General features: G+C 49.7%; 22 protein-coding genes and 1 tRNA gene. 13 read left to right on the top strand and 10 right to left on the bottom strand.

The features are described from left to right. Positions 1 to 46 precede the first annotated feature (46 nt). Positions 47 to 175, top strand: coding sequence for a hypothetical protein (locus EH228_RS20695; RefSeq protein WP_338030636.1), 129 nt, complete (start codon positions 47 to 49; stop codon positions 173 to 175). Positions 176 to 259: 84 nt separating this feature from the next. On the opposite strand, the gene EH228_RS03740 is transcribed toward EH228_RS20695, so the two are convergent. After that, a tRNA-Ser gene (locus EH228_RS03740) sits at positions 260 to 347 on the bottom strand. A gap of 217 nt (positions 348 to 564) precedes the next feature. On the opposite strand from EH228_RS03740, the gene yccA reads away from it, so the two are divergent. Continuing rightward, positions 565 to 1,224, top strand: coding sequence for an FtsH protease modulator YccA (gene yccA / locus EH228_RS03735; RefSeq protein ID WP_152320339.1), 660 nt, complete (start codon positions 565 to 567; stop codon positions 1,222 to 1,224). Between the two features lie 123 nt (positions 1,225 to 1,347). Continuing rightward, positions 1,348 to 1,674 carry a sulfurtransferase TusE gene (gene tusE, locus EH228_RS03730; protein WP_152320450.1) on the top strand — a complete coding sequence of 109 codons (327 nt, stop codon included), beginning with the start codon at positions 1,348 to 1,350 and terminating at the stop codon, positions 1,672 to 1,674. 34 nt (positions 1,675 to 1,708) lie between these two features. On the opposite strand, the gene yccX is transcribed toward tusE, so the two are convergent. Further along, entirely contained in the window at positions 1,709 to 1,987 is a 279-nt protein-coding gene (gene yccX, locus EH228_RS03725; RefSeq protein WP_152320338.1) for an acylphosphatase, read from the bottom strand. Positions 1,988 to 2,073: 86 nt separating this feature from the next. Between yccX and rlmI the strand changes: the two genes are divergently transcribed. Both rlmI and hspQ read left to right on the top strand, forming a co-directional pair. Next, on the top strand, positions 2,074 to 3,264 hold the full coding sequence (gene rlmI / locus EH228_RS03720) for a 23S rRNA (cytosine(1962)-C(5))-methyltransferase RlmI (RefSeq protein WP_152320337.1): 1,191 nt from the start codon (positions 2,074 to 2,076) through the stop codon (positions 3,262 to 3,264). A gap of 62 nt (positions 3,265 to 3,326) precedes the next feature. Next, positions 3,327 to 3,644: a heat shock protein HspQ gene (hspQ, locus tag EH228_RS03715; RefSeq protein WP_152320336.1), complete on the top strand. Its 318-nt coding sequence runs from the start codon at positions 3,327 to 3,329 to the stop codon at positions 3,642 to 3,644. A gap of 28 nt (positions 3,645 to 3,672) precedes the next feature. Here the strand turns inward: hspQ and EH228_RS03710 are convergent, their stop codons facing one another. After that, positions 3,673 to 4,089 carry a CoA-binding protein gene (locus EH228_RS03710; protein ID WP_152320335.1) on the bottom strand — a complete coding sequence of 139 codons (417 nt, stop codon included), beginning with the start codon at positions 4,087 to 4,089 and terminating at the stop codon, positions 3,673 to 3,675. 183 nt (positions 4,090 to 4,272) lie between these two features. Between EH228_RS03710 and EH228_RS03705 the strand changes: the two genes are divergently transcribed. Both EH228_RS03705 and EH228_RS03700 read left to right on the top strand, forming a co-directional pair. Continuing rightward, a complete protein-coding gene (locus EH228_RS03705; RefSeq protein WP_152320334.1) occupies positions 4,273 to 4,929 on the top strand; it encodes a YccT family protein in 657 nt (218 codons plus the stop codon). Positions 4,930 to 5,011: 82 nt separating this feature from the next. Next, positions 5,012 to 5,479: a methylglyoxal synthase gene (locus EH228_RS03700; protein ID WP_152320333.1), complete on the top strand. Its 468-nt coding sequence runs from the start codon at positions 5,012 to 5,014 to the stop codon at positions 5,477 to 5,479. A gap of 25 nt (positions 5,480 to 5,504) precedes the next feature. Here EH228_RS03700 and helD read toward each other — a convergent pair whose 3' ends face one another. Continuing rightward, positions 5,505 to 7,559 carry a DNA helicase IV gene (gene helD, locus EH228_RS03695; protein WP_152320332.1) on the bottom strand — a complete coding sequence of 685 codons (2,055 nt, stop codon included), beginning with the start codon at positions 7,557 to 7,559 and terminating at the stop codon, positions 5,505 to 5,507. Positions 7,560 to 7,691: 132 nt separating this feature from the next. On the opposite strand from helD, the gene EH228_RS03690 reads away from it, so the two are divergent. Next, positions 7,692 to 8,138: a YccF domain-containing protein gene (locus EH228_RS03690; RefSeq protein ID WP_152320331.1), complete on the top strand. Its 447-nt coding sequence runs from the start codon at positions 7,692 to 7,694 to the stop codon at positions 8,136 to 8,138. Between the two features lie 7 nt (positions 8,139 to 8,145). Continuing rightward, on the top strand, positions 8,146 to 10,284 hold the full coding sequence (yccS, locus tag EH228_RS03685) for a YccS family putative transporter (RefSeq protein WP_152320330.1): 2,139 nt from the start codon (positions 8,146 to 8,148) through the stop codon (positions 10,282 to 10,284). Positions 10,285 to 10,300: 16 nt separating this feature from the next. On the opposite strand, the gene EH228_RS03680 is transcribed toward yccS, so the two are convergent. Next, a complete protein-coding gene (locus EH228_RS03680) occupies positions 10,301 to 10,918 on the bottom strand; it encodes a TfoX/Sxy family DNA transformation protein (protein ID WP_152320329.1) in 618 nt (205 codons plus the stop codon). Between the two features lie 214 nt (positions 10,919 to 11,132). Between EH228_RS03680 and sulA the strand changes: the two genes are divergently transcribed. Together sulA and ompA are read left to right on the top strand one after the other, a co-directional pair. Beyond that, positions 11,133 to 11,642, top strand: a complete 510-nt coding sequence (gene sulA / locus EH228_RS03675) for an SOS-induced cell division inhibitor SulA (protein ID WP_152320328.1) — start codon at positions 11,133 to 11,135, stop codon at positions 11,640 to 11,642. 348 nt (positions 11,643 to 11,990) lie between these two features. Further along, a complete protein-coding gene (ompA, locus tag EH228_RS03670; RefSeq protein WP_152320327.1) occupies positions 11,991 to 13,058 on the top strand; it encodes a porin OmpA in 1,068 nt (355 codons plus the stop codon). Positions 13,059 to 13,222: 164 nt separating this feature from the next. Here the strand turns inward: ompA and matP are convergent, their stop codons facing one another. Further along, the gene (gene matP / locus EH228_RS03665) at positions 13,223 to 13,678 is read right to left on the bottom strand and encodes a macrodomain Ter protein MatP (protein ID WP_152320326.1); all 456 of its coding nucleotides are present in this window, start codon (positions 13,676 to 13,678) and stop codon (positions 13,223 to 13,225) included. A gap of 185 nt (positions 13,679 to 13,863) precedes the next feature. Between matP and EH228_RS03660 the strand changes: the two genes are divergently transcribed. Beyond that, positions 13,864 to 15,618 carry an AAA family ATPase gene (locus EH228_RS03660; protein WP_152320325.1) on the top strand — a complete coding sequence of 585 codons (1,755 nt, stop codon included), beginning with the start codon at positions 13,864 to 13,866 and terminating at the stop codon, positions 15,616 to 15,618. A gap of 67 nt (positions 15,619 to 15,685) precedes the next feature. Next, the gene (gene fabA / locus EH228_RS03655; RefSeq protein WP_152320324.1) at positions 15,686 to 16,204 is read left to right on the top strand and encodes a bifunctional 3-hydroxydecanoyl-ACP dehydratase/trans-2-decenoyl-ACP isomerase; all 519 of its coding nucleotides are present in this window, start codon (positions 15,686 to 15,688) and stop codon (positions 16,202 to 16,204) included. Between the two features lie 134 nt (positions 16,205 to 16,338). On the opposite strand, the gene rmf is transcribed toward fabA, so the two are convergent. The 4 genes from rmf to pqiA form a co-directional block, all read right to left on the bottom strand. Next, positions 16,339 to 16,506 (bottom strand): ribosome modulation factor, encoded by a 168-nt coding sequence (rmf, locus tag EH228_RS03650; RefSeq protein WP_152320449.1) that lies wholly within the window; start codon positions 16,504 to 16,506, stop codon positions 16,339 to 16,341. 283 nt (positions 16,507 to 16,789) lie between these two features. After that, complete coding sequence (gene pqiC / locus EH228_RS03645) at positions 16,790 to 17,362, bottom strand: membrane integrity-associated transporter subunit PqiC (RefSeq protein ID WP_152320323.1); 573 nt, start codon at positions 17,360 to 17,362, stop codon at positions 16,790 to 16,792. Then, positions 17,359 to 19,002, bottom strand: coding sequence for an intermembrane transport protein PqiB (pqiB, locus tag EH228_RS03640; RefSeq protein ID WP_152320322.1), 1,644 nt, complete (start codon positions 19,000 to 19,002; stop codon positions 17,359 to 17,361). Before pqiB ends, pqiC begins: the two co-directional genes overlap by 4 nt. Next, positions 18,989 to 20,263: a membrane integrity-associated transporter subunit PqiA gene (gene pqiA, locus EH228_RS03635; RefSeq protein ID WP_152320321.1), complete on the bottom strand. Its 1,275-nt coding sequence runs from the start codon at positions 20,261 to 20,263 to the stop codon at positions 18,989 to 18,991. Before pqiA ends, pqiB begins: the two co-directional genes overlap by 14 nt. Between the last annotated feature and the right edge of the window lie 12 nt (positions 20,264 to 20,275).

Here is a 20,275-nt window from a genome sequence, read left to right as displayed (position 1 = left end):
CTAAATAGCTTTGCATAATAGCGCTACACTCGCTGGAGGCGGCAGGATGAGAAGTGAAGCATCAATGTGCGAAGTTTTAGGTGCCGCCAGCGCCGAACCGTTGTTTTCACGACTTGAGCTGAAGCCTGCACTGGCAATAACAGGTTTATTAGCGCTTGTTGCCCTGATTATTTAGCTGGTGTGGTGGCTATTAACGCAGGATATACCGACCCCCCTAAAACAAGAAGGGGTTACCTTTCGGTAACCCCTTAAAATTTGTTGGCGGAGGAGGAGAGATTCGAACTCTCGAACGGTTTCCCGTCGCCGGTTTTCAAGACCGGTGCCTTCAGCCACTCGGCCACCCCTCCGCAATGACGCGCACTATAAACATCCTCTCTGGCGATGTAAAGTGGGTTTTGATTCAATTGCCTTAAAAATAGCCTATTTGCGTTTTCTTGCCGTTATTATCGCCACCCTGCTCACAGAAACAGCAGTTTATCGCGTAAAGAAGGGTAAAACGTCTTCCCCCGCTCCGTTACAATCCTTATCCTCACGGTTAACTTAGTGACCCTGAGAGGTATTTTTATGGATCGCATTTTAACAAACACACGGCAAAGTTCGTTAATTACCAGCCATAAGGTGCTGCGTAATACCTATTTCTTGCTGGGGTTAACACTGGCCTTTTCCGCAGTAACCGCAACACTGAGTACTGTCTTCGCCCTGCCTGCTCCTGGTTTTATTCTGATGCTGGCTGGCTTCTACGGCCTGATGTTCCTGACTTATCGTCTGGCAGATAGTCCGGCCGGCCTGCTGGCAGCTTTTGCTTTTACGGGATTCCTGGGGTATTGCCTTGGGCCGATGTTAAACAGCCTGTTGTCAGTTGGCATGGGGGAAGTGATCGGTCTGGCACTCGGCGGCACGGCACTGGTGTTCTTCTGTTGTTCTGCTTATGTACTGACTACCCGTAAGGATATGTCTTTCCTGGGTGGAATGATGATGGCTGGCTTTGTCGTACTGTTAGTGGCTGTTGTTGCGAACCTGTTTCTGCATATTCCAGCCCTGCATCTGGCAATTAGCGTAATGTTCGTGTTGTTCTCTTCTGGTGCCATCCTGTGGGAAACCAGCAACATCATCCATGGTGGAGAGACTAACTACATCCGCGCGACTGTCAGCCTGTATATTTCAATTTATAATATCTTTGTCAGTCTGCTAAGTATCCTTGGCATGTCATCACGCAATAATTGATAAAGTAAATCCGCCGATCAACATAGAGCCCCTCCCGTGGGGCTTTTTTTTACCACAGAGAAACTTGTCAAGCCACCAGCCTGGAGTAAACTGCAGAGCGTTAATTAAGTGAGAGGTAAAACGGTGTACTTCGACGGTAAAAAGATTGAGCGCGACGCACAGGGTTATTTGAAATCAACCGCTGACTGGCATGAGGCTATTGCCCTGTTGCTGGCAGAGGAGGAAGGCATCACTCTGAGTGAAGCCCACTGGGAAGTGGTGCGCTTTGTACGTGAATTTTACCTGGAGTTTAATACCTCACCAGCCGTGCGTATGTTGGTCAAAGCGATGGCAAAAAAATATGGTGAGGAAAAAGGCAACAGTCGCTATTTGTTTCGTCTGTTCCCAAAAGGTCCCGCTAAGCAAGCCACTAAAATCGCCGGTTTGCCTAAACCGGCAAAATGTCTGTAATAAACGGGATTTCACGTGGCCGCTAAACTGGCGGTTACCTGGTGGTAAACCCCTGGGGTTCTTGCTGTGGATGATACGGTTCTGCCAGCACTTTATCCACTCTGGCGCTACGCGGCCCCCCTGCTTTCAGCCAGTCCAGTAATGCATCCACCTCGCGTGCTTCACCATAAGCCATCACCTCCACGCTGCCATCATCCAGATTGCGGGCATAACCTTTTAGTCCACGAGCTTTAGCTTCGTTCATCGTGCTGTAGCGAAATCCCACGCCCTGAACCAAACCGTAAACCCAGGCCCGGATACAAACAGTTGCCATTTCCCCTCCTGTAAAGACGCTGATTGCAATTTTGCAGCGGTCACCGGACAATAACGCCTGATTTTCTGACTGTAAGCATAGCAAATATGACTGTTCGTTTGATTCTTGCCAAAGGGCGTGAGAAATCCTTGCTCCGCCGCCATCCATGGGTTTTTTCCGGTGCCATTGCCCGGATGGAAGGAAAAGCCCTGTCGGGAGAAACCATTGACGTCTGTGACTATAATGGTAACTGGCTGGCCAGTGCTGCCTGGTCCCCTGCATCACAAATCCGCGCCCGTGTCTGGAGCTGGCAACAGAATGAGTCCATTGACACCGACTTCTTCGTTCAGCGTCTGCAGACAGCCCAGAAACTGCGTGACTGGCTGGCGTTGCGTGACAATTTAGACAGTTATCGCCTGATTGCCGGTGAATCTGATGGTCTGCCGGGGATAACCATTGACCGCTTCGGCAACTTCCTGGTATTGCAACTGCTCTCCGCTGGAGCTGAGTACCAACGGGCAACGTTAATTACCGCCCTGCAACAGTGCTATCCACACTGCGCCATCTACGATCGCTCTGATGTGTCAGTGCGCAAAAAAGAAGGTCTGGAACTGACTCAAGGCGTAGTGCTGGGTGAAACACCGCCTGAATTGCTGCCGATTACCGAACACGGTATGCAACTGTTGGTGGATATCCAAACCGGTCACAAAACTGGCTACTATCTCGATCAGCGTGACAGTCGCCTCGCTACCCGTCGCTATGCAAGTGGTGCTCGTGTGCTGAACTGCTTCTCATATACGGGGGGATTTGCTGTTTCTGCTCTATTAGGCAATTGCAAACAAGTAATTAGTGTCGATACTTCTCAGGCGGCACTGGATGTCGCACGGCAGAACGTTGAGTTAAACGGGCTGGATGTGTCGAAAGCGGAATTCCTGCGAGATGACGTTTTTAAGTTACTGCGCCGCTACCGCGATAATGGCGAAACGTTCGATTTGATCGTAATGGACCCACCTAAGTTTGTCGAAAATAAAAATCAGTTAAACGCGGCCTGCCGTGGCTATAAAGACATTAATATGCTGGCCATACAGTTACTTAACCCCGGAGGAATGCTGCTGACATTCTCCTGCTCCGGCTTGATGCCAACAGATTTATTCCAGAAGATTATCGCCGATGCGGCGCTGGATGCGCGGCGTGATGTTCAATTTATAGAACAGTTCCGTCAGGCAGCTGATCATCCCGTGCTTGCCAGTTATCCGGAAGGTCTGTACCTGAAAGGTTTTGCCTGCCGCGTTTTGTGACTTGAAAACTCAATCCTTGTCCCCATTTTGGTTGCAGGGCAAGTTTCTCAGGAGGTCACAATATGATTGCCAGCAAATTTGGACTCGGTCAACAGGTACGGCATAAACTGCTCGGTTTCCTTGGCGTCGTGGTGGATGTTGATCCGGTGTACTCTTTAGACAATCCGGACATTGTTGCCACTATTGGTAGCGATTCACTGCTGAATGCTCCCTGGTATCATGTCGTTATGGAAAATGGGGACGGCGAAACGGTACATACCTACCTGGCTGAAGCGCATCTTTCCTGGGAATTACCCGGCGAGCATCCGGAACAACCTTCGATGGACGAACTGGCGGCGTCCATCCGCGAACAGCTTCAGGCCCCACGCTTGAGAAATTAATAAGAACACCGCAGTACGATTACGGTTCTTAACTTTTTTGTAGCCCAAGCCGTGGAATCTCGATTTTTGGACAGCGATCCATCACCACAGTTAATCCGGCATCACCAGCCAGTACTGCGGCCTGCTCGTTAATTACCCCCAACTGCAGCCACAGATATTTGGCACCGATAGCCATCGCCTCTTGGGCAACGCCGTAAGCTGCCTGGGCATTACGAAAAACGTCCACCATATCTACTGGCTCGGGAATATCTTCCAGCTTCGCATAGACCAACTGTCCTTGTAACGTCTGCCCAGCCAGTTTTGGGCTGACAGGCGTTACTTTATACCCCTGAGCCAGCAGGTATGCCATTACGTCGTAGCTTGCACGGGTCGGTTTTTCACTGGCCCCCACCAGCGCGATATGGTGAGTAGACGTCAAAACATCGGCAATCGTTTGATCTTGCACTGGCCACTCCTTATCAATCAGATACCTTGCATTAGATGCTGGTCACCGGACAAAAAATGTTCAACAATCATCGTTGCGGCAATACCAGGAAATAATAGCATGAATAACTATGTTGAAATGTTAATATAGTGCCATACTGAAAGACTTTGATACATTTGGTGTTCCGCTCATCTGGAGAACGTAATGAAGCTGCCTCTGGTCATTACAGGACTGTTCATACTACTGGTTACGACCTTCGCTCAGGCAACTACCCTGAAACTTGCACCTGAAATTGACCTGTTAGTCCTGGATGGTCATAAGATTTCTGGCTCTCTACTGAAAGGTGCTGACGGGCTTGAACTTAATCATGGTCAACATCAAATACTGTTTCGTGTGGAAAAGAACCTGCAAGTCGATCCGCAAATGACTTCGCAGTGGGTTTCCACACCATTGATCGCTACGTTTACTGCACAGACAAAATCCATCACGATTGCCCTACCGACGTTAATGAGCATTCAGCAGGGAACACTATTTAACCAGCATCCAGAATTTCAACTGTACGATGAACATCACCAATTGGTAGACAATCAGCAAGATTACCTGATCGCCCTCACTGATGATAATTATGAACAGGCGATGATGGTTTACAACATGAAAAATAACATCGCCTCCGTCCCCCGCTTCGCGCAACCCACCTCCTCAAGTCATTTTCCGGCTGCGGCCAACGACCTGAACGAGACCCGCGACACGAACGGAGAAGAACACGTAAGCCACCGGATACTGTATCTGTGGTATCAACAGGTAGATACCGCAACACGACAACGCCTGCGCGGGCTGTTAAGAGTGCTACGCACCAGTTGATGTCTTACTGACGTCAGCCTACACTCGACAGGTTTTATCACTGTGCCCTAAACCCTATTTGACACAGAAGCAGGATAACAGAATGGATCAAACTACTCGCAAGATTTCGAGCAAAAAACAGATAGCATTGGTTGCACACGATCACTGCAAATCATCATTGATGCAATGGGTAGACACTCATAAAGAAGCGTTACAGGCCCACACACTATATGCGACAGGTACCACTGGCAACCTTATCCAGCGCGCCACGGGTCTGCCGGTTACCGCGATGTTGAGCGGTCCGATGGGAGGTGATCAGCAAGTAGGCGCGCTGATTTCGGAAGGGAAAATCGATGTGCTGATTTTTTTCTGGGATCCGCTGAACGCCGTCCCGCATGATCCGGATGTAAAAGCACTGCTACGCCTGGCGACCGTCTGGAATATCCCGGTAGCGACGAACCGTTCCACCGCTGATTTCATTATCCATTCGCCGCTGTTTTCACAGCCAGTGGACATTATTATTCCAGACTACCAGCACTATCTGCAGGAGCGTCTGAAACAACCTGAGTGAGCGAGTTCCTTCACACCTGCATGGATTACGGCTTACGCAGTACCGGAACACCCATTCGCTTAAACTCGTCCACGAATACTGACGGGTTTTCAGGGGAGTAAAGCATCCAGACCTGCCGCCGGGCGCGAGTGATTGCCACGTAGGCTAATCGACGCTCTTCCGCATCAGCGAAATTTTCCGGCGGCGGTAGCAACGCCTGTTCTATTACCGATTCTCTGGCGACCGCCGGGAAACCATCTTTCCCACTCTGCAACCCCAGCAGTATCACATAATCTGCCTGCTGCCCCTTACTGGCATGAATCGTTGCAAAATCAATTTTCAGACCAGGCCAGCGTGTTTTAGCTTTATCCAGCATGACCGGGCGCACATGATGGTAACGGGACAACAGCAAAATCCGCTCATCGGCTGTCGCATAACCACTGATTTTGTTCAATAAGGCTTCCAACTGCGTTTCCGGCAGCAACGAAATGGCTTTTTTATTACCTTTATCGAGGCTATTCAGCGGTTTCTTCAACTGATATGGATTACTCTGCACAAACTTATTAGCAATTTCGCCGATCCGGTCATTAAAACGGTAGGTCGTATCCAGTACACAGCGATCCCCTTCGCCAAAGTGATGATGGAATGCCGTGGTCAGGGTCATCTCCGCACCGCTAAACCGGTAAATTGCCTGCCAATCATCCCCTACAGCAAACAACGATGTCTGCCGATTTTGCCTTCTGAGAGCAGCCAGTAGCGCGGCTCGCTGTGGCGAGATATCCTGAAACTCATCAACCAGAATATGCTTCCATGGGGTGATAAAGCGACCTTTATCAAGAATACTCACCGCCTGATGAATCAGCCCGGAGAAATCCACAGCACCTTCTTCTTTCAGTGCGCTTTTCCATGCTTTCATCAGCGGCGCCATTAATTTCACTCGTTTTGAAAACACATCACGCACTTCATCCGGCGCTGATTCAATCATCGCCGCTTGCGCACCGCCATGCATGCGCATCAGTCCCAGCCAGCGCTCAAGCCGACTTGCCAGGCGCTGTGCCAGACGATCATCCAGCCAGTAATTGCCGTCATCAAGCTCCCACATCAGCTCGTCCTGTAGCCATTGCCGCCAACCATTGGCATGCGCCTTTTTTTCGCTACACTGCTGTCGCCAGACATCAATAAGCAGCTTATGTCTCAACGTGGTGTCGGTCTCTAGTTTACTGATGGATGGTGACTTGTTGCTGCCCTGCTGAATAATACTCAGTGCAAGAGAGTGGAATGTCCGGGCCTGAATTCCCTCCGTATTCAGCCGTTGCCTGATACGATCATTCATCTCTTCAGCCGCCTGACGACCAAACGCCAACAACAGGATCTGCTCTGGTGACGCCTGTTTGCGCATCAGCAACCAGCCGGCTCGCGCAACTAACACCGACGTTTTACCACTTCCGGCTCCCGCCAACACCAGTAAACTCTCTTCACCATTAACCACGGCTTTCGCCTGTGACGGATTAAGCGGGGAGGTTTCGACGGTATTAAAAAAGTCAGCGTACTGCGTCAGCATTTTTTCCGACCACTGCGCATTATGCGCTTGCCGCTGTTCATCGCTATTTTCAAGCCACTGCAGACAAAAATGATACGCTTCCCGGCAGTTATCAAACTCATCAAGCCGCACCACAGGCAGTGGCTGAGAGGCGAATGCCTCAAGGATTGCCCCTCGCCAACCTGTAATATCGCTACACTTCAGCCATTTGTCCTGCTGCTCAGACTCACTGATTTTCGCTACCTGCTCAGCAAGAACCTGCGCGGAAACAATACTCATTTCCTCGCTCCAGCGTTGCCATGACTGATTCAGGTAATGAAAGAAACGCTGCGTCTCCTGCCATTCCGTACCATGCAAACGAACGACCTTCTCATCCGGCAACGTAAATTCCAGTTCCCCCCAGACCAGACCGCGTTTACATTTGATGGCTAAAAGTTGATTAAATGGAATGAGGTATTCATGCTTTTCGCCACTGACTTCGACACCAGCAGACAGCAACCTCACCCGGTTATAGGGATGTTGCGCCAAATGCTTGCCCAGCGACGTTGCTTTCAGTTCCATAACCTTCCCCAGGTGCGCCTATCTTCACAGGATGTAGTTTAACTGGCGAGACTGTACCGCTCCAGCCTTAAAACACGGTACAATCAACGAATTGACCTGCCTCGTACCACATACTGTGAGGAAAGTTATCTGATGCGTACAGTTTTAAACATTCTTAATTTCTTTTTAGGTGGTTTTGTCACCACATTTTCCTGGCTGGTGGCGACGCTGGTCAGCATTATTTTCATCTTTACCCTGCCATTAACCCGTTCCTGCTGGGAGATTACAAAACTCTCACTACTCCCCTACGGCAACGAAGCGATACATGTGGATGAACTGCGCCCGGATAACAAAAGTGTGTTGATGAACTCCGGCGGTACGCTGTTAAATATTTTGTGGCTGATATTTTTTGGCTGGTGGCTATGTGTGATGCATATCATCAGCGGCATAGTACAGTGCGTCACTATTATTGGTATCCCGACAGGTATTGCTAACTTAAAGATTGCAGCGATTGCGCTGTGGCCAATAGGACGCCGGGTAGTCAGTGTCGAAGTGGCCAGAGCCGCCCGGGAAGCCAACGCTCGCAGTCAGTTTAACTGAACCCCCGATGCGCTTAACTCTGACGCCCCGCCTACGGCGCTACGCCTATAACTCTGCCCTGTTATATAACCTGCGAATCTTGTTCACGCTGGCGGGAACCACCGGTCTCCCCTGGTGGCTTGGGCAGATTACCTGGACCATCCCTTTAACGTTGGGTGTGGTCGCTGCCGCACTGACCGACCTTGATGACCGACTCAGCGGCAGACTACTCAATTTGCTGATAATCCTGGTCTGTTTCTGCATCGCCTCGATTTCTATCGAACTTCTTTATCCTTATCCCTGGTTGTTTACCCTTGGGCTGACACTGTCGACCTGGGGCTTTATTTTGCTTGGCGCGCTCGGACAACGTTACGCCACCATCGCCTTTGGTGCGTTGCTGATCGCCATTTATACTCTGTTGGGGATAGGGCTGTTTTCGCAGTGGTATCTCCAGCCTTTGCTGCTGCTGATCGGTGCCATCTGGTATAACCTGCTGACATTAACCGGACACGTTATCTTTCCGATCCGTCCGTTGCAGGAAAATATCGCCCGCAGCTTTGAAGGACTCGCCGTCTATCTTGAAGCAAAGGCTGGCTTATTCGATCCCGATCTCGAAGAGCAAGATAATACTCCGCTGATTGAGGTGGCGATGGCTAACAGTCAACTGGTCGCCACGCTAAACCAGACCAAAATATCACTCCAGTCACGTTTGCGTGGAGACCGTGGGCAACGCGGCACCCGTCGCACACTTCATTATTACTTCGTTGCGCAGGATATTCACGAGCGGGCCAGTTCTTCTCATGTCCAGTACCATACTTTGCGCCGCGAATATCGTTACAGCGATATTCTGTTCCGTTTTCAACGTTTACTGTCACTACAAGCTAAAGCTTGTCAGCAACTGGCAGACTGTATCCTGATGCGTGAACCTTACCTGCATGATACCCGCTTCGAACGAGCTTTTGCTCATATCTTCGCCGCACTGGGACGTCTGAACGCTACCCAACCGGGCAGCAGTGATTTGAAAGCGATGAATTACCTGCTGAATAACCTGAAGGCTATTGATGCCCAACTCGCCACCATTGAATCAGAGCAAATCCTGGCAGAAAACGACAGTGGCCGCGATCAGTTGCTCTCCAACGAAGGGCTGACCGGCTGGTCTGACATCAGACTACGCATTAGCAGCCATCTTACGCCAGAATCCGCGTTGTTCCGCCACGCTGTTCGCATGTCTCTGCTGCTGTGCACCGGCTATGTCTTTATTCAGTTGACCGGACTGCAGCACGGCTACTGGATCCTGTTGACCAGCCTGTTCGTCTGTCAGCCCAACTACAATGCCACCAAACGCCGACTGGCCTTGCGTATTGCCGGTACGCTGGCCGGTATTGTGATGGGTCTGCCGCTACTGTGGTTGATTCCCTCCGTTGCAGGACAACTGTTAATGATTGTGATCAGCGGGGTGCTGTTTTTTGCTTTCCGCCAGTCTCGTTACGCCAATGCCACGATGTTTATCACACTATTGGTACTGTGCTGTTTCAACCTGCTGGGAGAAGGGTTCGAAGTAGCGATCCCACGAATTGTCGATACGCTGATTGGCTGTGGAATAGCCTGGATGGCGGTGGCCTTTATCTGGCCTGACTGGCGTTTCCGTCGTCTCTCTTCAGTGATAGAGCGGACACTGAATGCCAACTGCCGCTATCTGGATGCTATCCTCGTGCAATATCACCAGGGGAAAGATAACCGTCTTGACTATCGCATAGCCCGGAGAGATGCACACAACGGTGATGCGGAGCTTGCTTCGGTGGTGTCAAATTTATCAGCCGAAAAAAATGTCAGTGTCACATTGCGGGAAGATGCTTTCCGCTTGTTGTGCCTTAATCACTCTTTTCTGAGCTACATTTCAGCGCTGGGCGCTCATCGCGAAAAAATAACTCACCAGCCAATGCTACAATTAATGGATGATGCCGTCTGCTATGTTGATGATGTCTTGCATATTGATATCGTCGATGAATCAAAGGCCCTGCGGCTACTGAACAACCTTTCAGAGCGCATTGACGTGATTGAAGCCGACCCGGAAACAAAAGAACCTCTTGTACTACAACAGGTCGGCTTGCTGATCGCATTATTACCGGAAATTGCACAACTGAAATGTCAGATTATTACAGAGTAAAATGCAGTTACCCTGTTTAATGATTTATCTGCAGAGCTTCACTGTACCAGTGGCGCAATTCTGCTTTTAACTCTGGCGGTAACGCCGCATAATGCTGGCCAAGGATGGCGCCTTCCAGAGCAAACAACACATTGATCCCCAGATTTTTATTCCGGGCATGTAATTTTAACCAACTACGTTTGGCCCCTTGCTCTTTCAGCATTCTCACCGTACTTATCCCAACGTGTCGCAGCAAGACTTCCAGACGCATAGTAAGATTGGGTAAATCTTTCAGTCGGGGATCCTTGTGGATGCTCGCTTTCTGCTGTTGCGCCCCTTGCAGGCACAACTTAGAGAGTGCCAAAAGCTGCTGTGGCGCCTGCCACAGAGGATCATCAACCCGATAATAATTAAGCGCAACCGGAATCCCTCTTTTATTTAACGTTAAGATCTCCATTTTCCTTTCTGTCAGGTAAGAATTGACCTGCTCACAGGCCCGTAAATACAGTTCCCCCTCCGAGACCAGCGCAAAGACAGCATGATCCACCGAAAGACTGTAACCGCCAAACTGGCTACGGCATTTAATTTCGCCTAATGCTGCAAGTTTGATTTTGGTGCTGGCGATCCTGCTTTTTGAGCCATTTGAGCCATCCATATTTTTTTCCTTATTTATTAGTCTGATGAAAAAGTCCCTGAAACTTCCTGTCAGCACTGGGAAAATAGGCAATCGCAGTTATAGGTTCAATTACTAATTGCTGTTACGGTCACTTACATTGCGTTTTTGCGAGACATTACCAAAAAATAGGGTTGATCTTTGCCCACTGCCCATATACTGTATATACATACAGTAACCAGCGAGCCATGCCATTATGCAAACTCATTTTCTGAAATCTCAATCTGTTAACGCTAATGTTCATCCGATCTCATCCCACTCTGCCCCGCAGACAGCCAAAGTATCTGGATTAATCAGTGAACTAATCTACAGTGAGAGTCAATCAGGTATGACCCAGATGCTGTTGCTGCCGCTTTTACAGCAACTGGGTACCCAGTCTCGCTGGCAGCTATGGCTGACCCCTCGTCAAAGACTGAGCCGCAGTTGGCTACAGCAGTCTGGTTTACCGCTGGATAAAGTGATGCAGGTACAATCAACCGATGCGATAACCACCGTCGAAGCAATGATTAAAGCTTTGCAGACAGGAAACTACAGTGTGGTGTTGAGCTGGTTACCTGATGAGATAACTGAGGATGATCGTCACAGGTTGCAGAATGCAGCGTCTTGTGGCCAGGCTTTAGGATTGATTATGCGTCCAGACCCCAGCAATATTTCTCAGCGCAGACCCTTTAGCGGCTTAAAAATTCAGTCTAATTTGTATCATTAAGTAAAAATAGGACTAATCTCATCGGGATTTTTCTGGCAGGGCACGATAACCTTCTGATTATGTTATGGCGCGGCGTGACAATGGTTTAGCGGCATTTTTACCACATTGTCCCAGCGCATAACTTGTCCTTAAATGTGTAAAATTGTGTATGAATGCCTGTTTTTTTTCTAGCGTACATCACATCATGCTTGTAAGTTTGCCAGTACGTTGTAGACTTTACGTCGCTAGGGTGCTCAATAATCTCCCTTTTTGGGATGGGTCATAATCGAGCGTCATAACCCAGCGAAGGATTAATCAAAGAGCGAACAAAAGCTCATTGCCTATTTGGATGATAACGAGGCGCAAAAAATGAAAAAGACAGCTATCGCAATTGCAGTGGCACTGGCTGGCTTCGCTACCGTAGCGCAGGCCGCCCCTAAAGATAACACCTGGTATACCGGTGCGAAACTGGGCTGGTCTCAGTACCACGACACTGGTTACTATGGTAACGGTTACGAGAATACCAACAACGGTCCAACTCACGAAAGCCAACTGGGTGCTGGTGCATTCGGTGGCTACCAGGTTAACCAATACCTGGGTTTCGAACTGGGTTATGACTGGTTGGGTCGTATGCCTAATAAAGGTAGTTCGACTAACGGTGCATTTAAAGCACAAGGCGTTCAGTTGGCTGCTAAATTAAGCTACCCAATCATTGACGACCTGGACATCTATACTCGTCTGGGCGGCATGGTATGGCGTGCAGATTCAACGCAGACTAACCCAACGACTGGTCGCATCAGCGATCACGATACCGGTGTTTCTCCACTGGCAGCAATTGGTGTTGAATATGCGTTGACCAAAAACTGGGCTACCCGTCTGGACTACCAGTGGGTTAGCAACATCGGTGATGCAAACACCGTTGGTGCGCGTCCAGATAACAGCATGCTGAGCGTCGGTGTTTCTTACCGCTTTGGTCAGGACGAAGCAGCAGCTCCGGCGCCTGCTCCAGCTCCAGCTCCAGTTGTTGAAACCAAACGTTTCACGCTGAAATCTGACGTTCTGTTCACCTTCAACAAGTCAACATTGAAGCCAGAAGGACAGCAAGCACTGGATCAGCTGTACACCCAGTTGAGCTCTCTTGATCCTAAAGATGGTAGCGTAGTGGTTCTGGGCTTCACTGACCGTATCGGCTCAGAGCAGTACAACCAGAAACTGTCTGAGAAACGTGCTCAGTCCGTAGTTGACTACCTTGTTTCTAAAGGCATCCCTTCAAACAAAATCTCTGCACGCGGTATGGGTAAATCTAACCCAGTTACCGGCAACACCTGTGACAGCGTGAAAGGCCGTAAAGCCCTGATCGATTGCCTGTCACCGGATCGTCGTGTAGAAATTCAGGTTAAAGGTATCAAAGACGTTGTAACTCAGCCTCAGGGCTAAGTTTCTCCTTTGATAAAACCGGACACGGCATCATGTCGGTCGTTTGGGGAAGCTTAAGCTATCCCAGCCGGTAAAAGACAATCAGGCCTAAACATAGTTCAGGCCTGATTTTTTATGTCTATTCTGGCAATAACAATTTATCTCAACGTCCTGCTATTCCTCTGTCAATCCGGCTTACCCAAAATCGCCCTCAGGTCCTGTTTCAGTGAAGACATCTGACTGGCATACTTTTCTTTGTGTTCCGCATCTTCGATCAACTGAACAATCGTTTCCGATAAGGTGCTACCTCTACGCTGTGCTAACCCCGCCAGTCGTTGCCATACCAGATATTCCAGATCGATTGATTTTTTCCGGGTATGCTGATGTTCCGCATTGAAATGGCGCTTACGCCGGGCTCGAATGGTCTGCTTCATGCGGTTTTCCAGCGCCGGATTAATATGACGCGAGATCCACTGCAGCACGTCAACCGGGCGATTTTCCATCACCAGCAGTTCATCCACCGCCGCCTGTGCCGCACTGAATTCCAGATAGCGTGTGATTGCTTCACCTTCCCGGTGTTTTTTGACCAGGTATTTCCATTTCCATCCGCTTTCAAGATTTTCCAGTTGCTGATATTTCATCGGAATCTCACGCTGTTCTTATAACCTATTTAGAATAACAGCTTTTTTTAGCGCTGCCGCATAGAAAACGAAGTTGTCACTACAACCCTAATATCTACTCATAGCGAAGTGCATGTCTACGGTGCTTAACAGGCTGAAATCTTGTATAATGCCGCTTTTACTCATTTCAGAAAATTACGATAACTTTGACCAACAACCGACTCGAATGGCGCGCCCTACAGCCCGATACCAGCAGCGTTCAGCCTCTTTTTTCTCAGCTACCTGAAGATGATTCCAGTTGCTTTGCCGCAATACAATCCCGTCTGTTTAACGGACTGAATTTACTGCTGCAAACACCGGCTAAATTACCTCTGATGCTGGTAAAGATGGCTGAAGACGTTGAATACCAGACTTTGCTACAGAAAGTGCTGAGCGGTATTGCAGCAACGGATGAAACGGAACTCTATGGCGGTCATTACCTGATTGACGGCATGTCAATCAGCTGGCGCCCTGCGGAATCAGAGCAGGACAATTTCGCCAGTGTCGGCGGTATTCAGCACGCGGACTGGATTGAGGCCGAACAGCTGTTCGGCTGCCTCCGGCAGTATAATAATACCCTTACACTGCAACCCGGGTTAGTCCATCAGGCCAACGGCGGCACGTTGATCCTCTCCCTTCGTACCCTGCTGGCACAACCTTTATTGTGGTTGCGACTCAGAAAAATTCTTACTACTCAGCAATTTGACTGGTATTCTCCGGATGAATCCCGACCATTACCGGTAACGGTGCCCTCCATGCCGTTACAATTCCGCCTGGTACTGGCTGGTGAGCGCGATGCGTTGGCTGACTTCCAGGAGATGGAGCCCGAGCTGGCCAGCAAGGCGCTTTATTCTGAATTTGAAGAAAACATTCAAATTGTTGACAATGAAGCATTCGGTCTGTGGATTAAATGGATCCGTACTCTGGCCAACAGCGAGAATATCAAAGCGATTGCTGATGACTTTTGGCCAGTGCTGATCCGTGAAGCCGTCCGTTATACCGGAGATCAGGATACCCTGCCACTTTGTCCTGCATGGATTACCCACCAATTGCAGGATGCGGCGATGTACAGCCCGGATGAAAACCTCGGTGGTGAACATCTGCAAAGTGCGCTTGAGACTCGCGAGTGGCGAGAGGGTTTCCTGGCCGAACGCGTACGCGATGAAATTCTGCTCGATCAAATTTTGATTGAAACCGAAGGGGAAATGGTCGGTCAGATCAATGCCCTTTCGGTGATTGAATTCCCTGGTCATCCACGTGCATTTGGTGAACCTTCCCGTATTAGCTGTGTGGTACATGTCGGTGACGGCGAATTCACAGATGTGGAACGTAAAGCCGAACTGGGTGGCAATATCCATGCAAAAGGTATGATGATCATGCAGGCCTGGTTGATTTCAGAACTGGAACTGGAACAGCAGTTGCCCTTCTCCGCTTCGCTGGTCTTCGAACAGTCGTACTCTGAAGTGGATGGCGACAGCGCCTCTCTTGCTGAGCTTTGTGCGCTGATCAGCGCCCTGTCGGGCCAACCTGTCAATCAGCAAATTGCCGTGACCGGTTCGGTTGATCAGTTTGGCCGAGTGCAACCCGTTGGCGGCTTGAATGAGAAAATTGAAGGCTTTTTCCATATCTGTAACCAACGTAATCTGACTGGCAACCAGGGGGTAATTATCCCGACCGCTAACGTGCGTCATCTCTCGCTACAGCAGGAAGTGGTAGATGCCGTACGTGAAGGAAAATTCACTATTTGGGCGGTCAGCAACGTGGATGAAGCCCTGCCGTTGCTCACCGGTGCAGAATGGGAAAAAGAAAATGCACCTTGCCTGCGACGAACGATACAGGAACGTATTGCACAAATTAATCAGCATGACGGGCGTCAGCGTCCGTGGCTGCTGCGCTGGTTTAACTGGTTCAACCGGAGCTGATCGATTTGTTCAGCTTACTTTGGTTAGCTAACCTTGGTGATTCATTAAAATAAGGCTTATTGAGAACATGGTAGATAAACGCGAATCCTATACAAAAGAAGACCTCATTGCCTCTGGTCGCGGTGAACTGTTTGGCGCCGAAGGTCCACCGTTACCTTCTGGAAGCATGTTGATGATGGACCGCGTAGTGAAAATGACCGAAGACGGCGGTAACTACGGTAAAGGTTTCGTCGAAGCTGAACTGGATATTCATCCAGATCTGTGGTTCTTTGACTGTCATTTTATCGGCGACCCGGTAATGCCGGGTTGTCTGGGGCTGGATGCCATGTGGCAATTGGTAGGTTTCTACCTTGGCTGGTTAGGTGCTGAAGGTAAAGGCCGGGCTCTGGGCGTGGGTGAAGTGAAATTCACTGGTCAGGTTTTACCCACCGCGAAAAAAGTTTCTTATCGTATTCACTTCAAGCGTGTGATTAATCGCAAGCTGGTGATGGGTGTGGCTGACGGTGAAGTGCTGGTAGACGGCCAGGTTATCTATACCGCGACCGATCTGAAAGTGGGCCTGTTTAAAGATACTGCTGCGTTTTAGCCCCATTTCTAAAACGGAAACCTCCGCGTCTGCGGAGGTTCTTCCTTTTAAAACCTGAAGTTCCCCGTTCCACAAACATATCGTTCCCGTTTTACGAACGTGGGTATTCAGGTTATATGACGTGGACAATCGGGTTATACACTAACCGTCCTGTCCTCCATGGCTTGTCGCCAGCCTCCCAACCAGTGAGACCTCGCGTCTATCATTTGATAGGGACACATTTCTTTCGAGCGTCCGGTAAGACCAGCCTGGTAGCCTCTGGAATGTGCCCGTTCGAGTCGATCTCGTTTCTGTCTCTTCATCATGCCTGCAATCCCCTCTTCAGGTCAGGTGGAATCTGGTGGAAAGAAATCAGTGATTGCTTTATTTGCAACCACACTTTAATTTTTAGCGCCATCAGCAGCAGAAATCAATCCGCAAATTTCACGCCAATGTCATATTACCATGAGAAAATGAGGGGAAATTCTCGCCTGAAAAAACCGAAAAAAGACAAATAAACCGCTGTAAAGCAAAAAAAAACCCCATGACCGCGCAAAAATCTGATTTTGCAACAATCAAGGGGTTAGCGTTATAGATTAATTTCTTTTAATTTTTACTGCGGATCGCATCAGCTATTTGTTGCGCTTCCTGCTGCCATCCTTTAGCCAGTGTTCTCACTAACGCATCGTAGCCATCCTCCGCCTGCGGCAACGTCAAGGCAAAGGAATGTTTCAAAATCTGCCCCTGATGCTCCAGTACCCAGTCACCGCTGATCACCACCTGACCATCATAACGTCCCTGGAAACCGGTCACGTTGACGTTCAGCGTATCCTGTTGGGCACCTAATGGCGAACCGGAAACCAGCCAACCCGGCAACGCCGCACTCAAATTCGCCACCAGCGTCTGCTGCAGTTGTTGATCAAGCGGACTGGCCCAAAGGTGGTTACTGGCAATGACATACTTCACATCACTACTCTGATAAACCAGTCCGTTGCCAGCCAGATAATCGGGAACAGAGACCTGCTGCACAAACACAGCAGGACGTAACGTATCTGTACTACTGACCACCGCCGCGGCACTCTTCTCCGCCGCGGGGAGCTGATAGTAAGTCGTTTTGGAGGTACTACCGCTACAGGCCGTCAACGCCAGCGTCAGCACAATGGGTATCCATTTCATCATTGTTTCGCCCTCTTCGGCTGTGGATCCTGTCCGGGTTTCGCTTCAAACACCAATGCATTGCTCTTACTATTCAGCGTTTTCAGTACCGGCTGCAACTCACGCAATACTTGATCAAGCCGCTGCATATTACCCACCATGCGGTTATACGCTGGCGAGCCAGGTTGGAAAGCTTTCATGCTGCTATTCAGCTCACGTAGGGTTTGTTGCATATCCTGCGGCAACTGTTTCATCGACTGGCTTCCGGTTATCTGATTGATGTTATCCAGCGTTTTCTGCAGTTCGCGCAGTGTACTCTGGCTCTCTCTCAAGGTTCCCGTCGCCTGATCGATCATCGGATTCAACGGCAGATTGTTAATCTTATCCAGTGTCGTCACCAGCTTCTGCTGGATCTGCGCCAAACCGCCATTTGTGGTCGGTATCAACGTATAGCCAGCAAAGGCAGACGGCCCGGTATACGGTTTAGCATCGTCATAGAAATCCAAGTCGATGTACAACGAACCAGTCAGCAAATTGGCTGATTTCAGCGATGCGCGCAAGCCAGCTTTAATGCCGTCTTCCAGGTGACGATCGATATTGAAATCCTTATTCAGCATACTGTCAAAACGATCAGGTTCAATACGGATCAGGACAGGAATGCGATAGTCGCTATTCAAATGCTGCGCTATCTCTTTCGATTGATACGGAACCTGAGCAACCGTTCCCAGGCGAATGCCCCGGAACTCGACCGGTGCGCCTGCCTGCAGACCGCGGATAGAATCATTAAAAAACAGCAGGAAATCTTTATGTACGGTGTACAATGAGTCCTGAATACTACGTTGATCGTCGAATAACTTGTATTCAGCTTTATTCTGTGCCAACTGCCCCAGCCCCCAGCCGTCCGGTACGTCAAAGCTGACACCACCGCTGAATAACGTGGTGAGCGATCCCATCTCAACACGCATACCCGAAGCCGACATATTCACGGCAATGCCGCTGTCTTTCCAGAAACGCACATTGGTGGTGACTAACCGATCATAAGGCGAGGTAATAAACAGCTGATAAGTCATCATGCGCTTATCGGCGTCAAAGTCACTGGTTTCCACAGACCCCACTCGATAACCCCGGAACAGTACGGGATCACCGGGGGTTAACTGACCGGCCCGATTACTGTCCAATATAATCCTGATTCCTTTCGCATCAGGTGGCGCGAGCGGTGGTGCGTCCAGTAGGTTGTAATGTCCTGGTTTAGCGCCTTTATTTCCTGGCTGCAGTTCAATATAAGCGCCGGAAAGCAAGGTTCCCAATCCACTCACACCGCCACGACCAATGGTGGGTTTAACGACCCAAAAAGCACTGTCGCCCTTCAATAGCTTTTCCATACCGGAATTCAGACGCGCTTTGACCTCCACATGATGAAGATCGTCAGTCAACACCGCGCTTTCCACTACGCCAACATCCACACTACGGCTTTTTATGGTGGTTTTCCCCTCCACAATACCTTCCGCGTTGGTCGTAATCAGCGTCACCTCTGGCCCTTGATGGCTAAAATGGTAAAACAGAATCCATGCACCGATCAGCACAGTGATAATGGGAATGATCCAGACGGGTGACCAGCGTTTGATTTGATCAACCGTCGCCACACCGTGATTATTTTCCTTCAATGCTCGGCTCCTCAAGACTCTTTTCACGGACACGATCCCAGGTGAGACGGGGGTCGAATGTCATGGCGGCAAACATGGTCAGAATGACCACCACAGCAAACAGTAACGCCCCGGTTGCGGGATAAATACTCATTAGCTGCCCCATTCGTACCAGTGCAGACAACACAGCAATAACAAAGACATCAATCATCGACCAGCGACCGACAAACTCCACCACTTCATAGATTTTATGCATCCTTTCACTGTCCTGATACGGCTTGCTTTTACCGTTAGCATCCCAACACAGCCAGACAATCGCCAGCATTTTCAGCGAGGGCACCATAATACTGGCGATAAAGATAACCAGGGCCACTGGGTATGATCCATCGCTCCATAAGAGCACCACACCCGCCATGATCGTCGAGGTAATCTTATTCCCCAGCGCTTCTGTCACCATAATAGGCAGCAGATTAGCCGGGATATAGAGCAGAAAGGACGTCAGCAATAGAGCCATCGTCCACTGCAGACTATTACGACGACGAACATAGCCCCCCGTACCGCAGCGTGGACAGGTAAACTGGTCTGCCGCCAACACAGCGGTACAACAGCCGCAGGAACGCATACCTTGCTGAATACCACTGATTGCCGGGATAGGACGGGCAGGTAATGCCGGAACCGGCGCAATATGTCCCCACAGCCAACGACGATCGACACACTGGAACGCTCGCAATTGCAACAGGCAAAAGAGGCACCAGGGAATAAAACTGGTACCGATGCCGATGTCACCATAAGCCATCAGCTTCACAAAACTGACCAGCACCCCAGCGAGAAAGATTTCCGCCATTCCCCAACTTTTAAGCTGAAACAATACCCGAGCCATACTGCGCTTTAATGGCAACGGCAAGCTGACCGGATTGATCAACAGCAGGATAACCACCATACAGACTGCGGGCACCGCCTGTACAAACAGCAGAAACAACGTCGCCAGGCTACTATAATTCTCAGATATCATCACCTGAGGGATACGCATCAGCGTGATTTCACTGCTTAATCCCGCGACATGCATGTTGACAAAAGGGAACAGGTTAGCCAGAACCAGCATAAATAACGCCGCCAACGCATAACCGGTAGGCCGCCTCTGCGGCTCTTGCCAATTCGTTGTCAGCGTAGTTTCACAGCGCGGACAATTGGCCTTTGTGCCCGGCTTCAGGTCCGGCAACTGTGTCATCAAGTCACACTGCGGGCAAAGCATCCATTGACAGGCCTGGTGCGATGAACACATAAATTACCTCAA

The sequence above is a fragment of the Erwinia endophytica genome (assembly GCF_009295515.1).
Classification (GTDB): Bacteria; Pseudomonadota; Gammaproteobacteria; order Enterobacterales; family Enterobacteriaceae; genus Erwinia; species Erwinia endophytica.
Note: the sequence above shows the minus strand (reverse complement) of the source record. Positions and strands in the feature narration are given on the sequence as shown.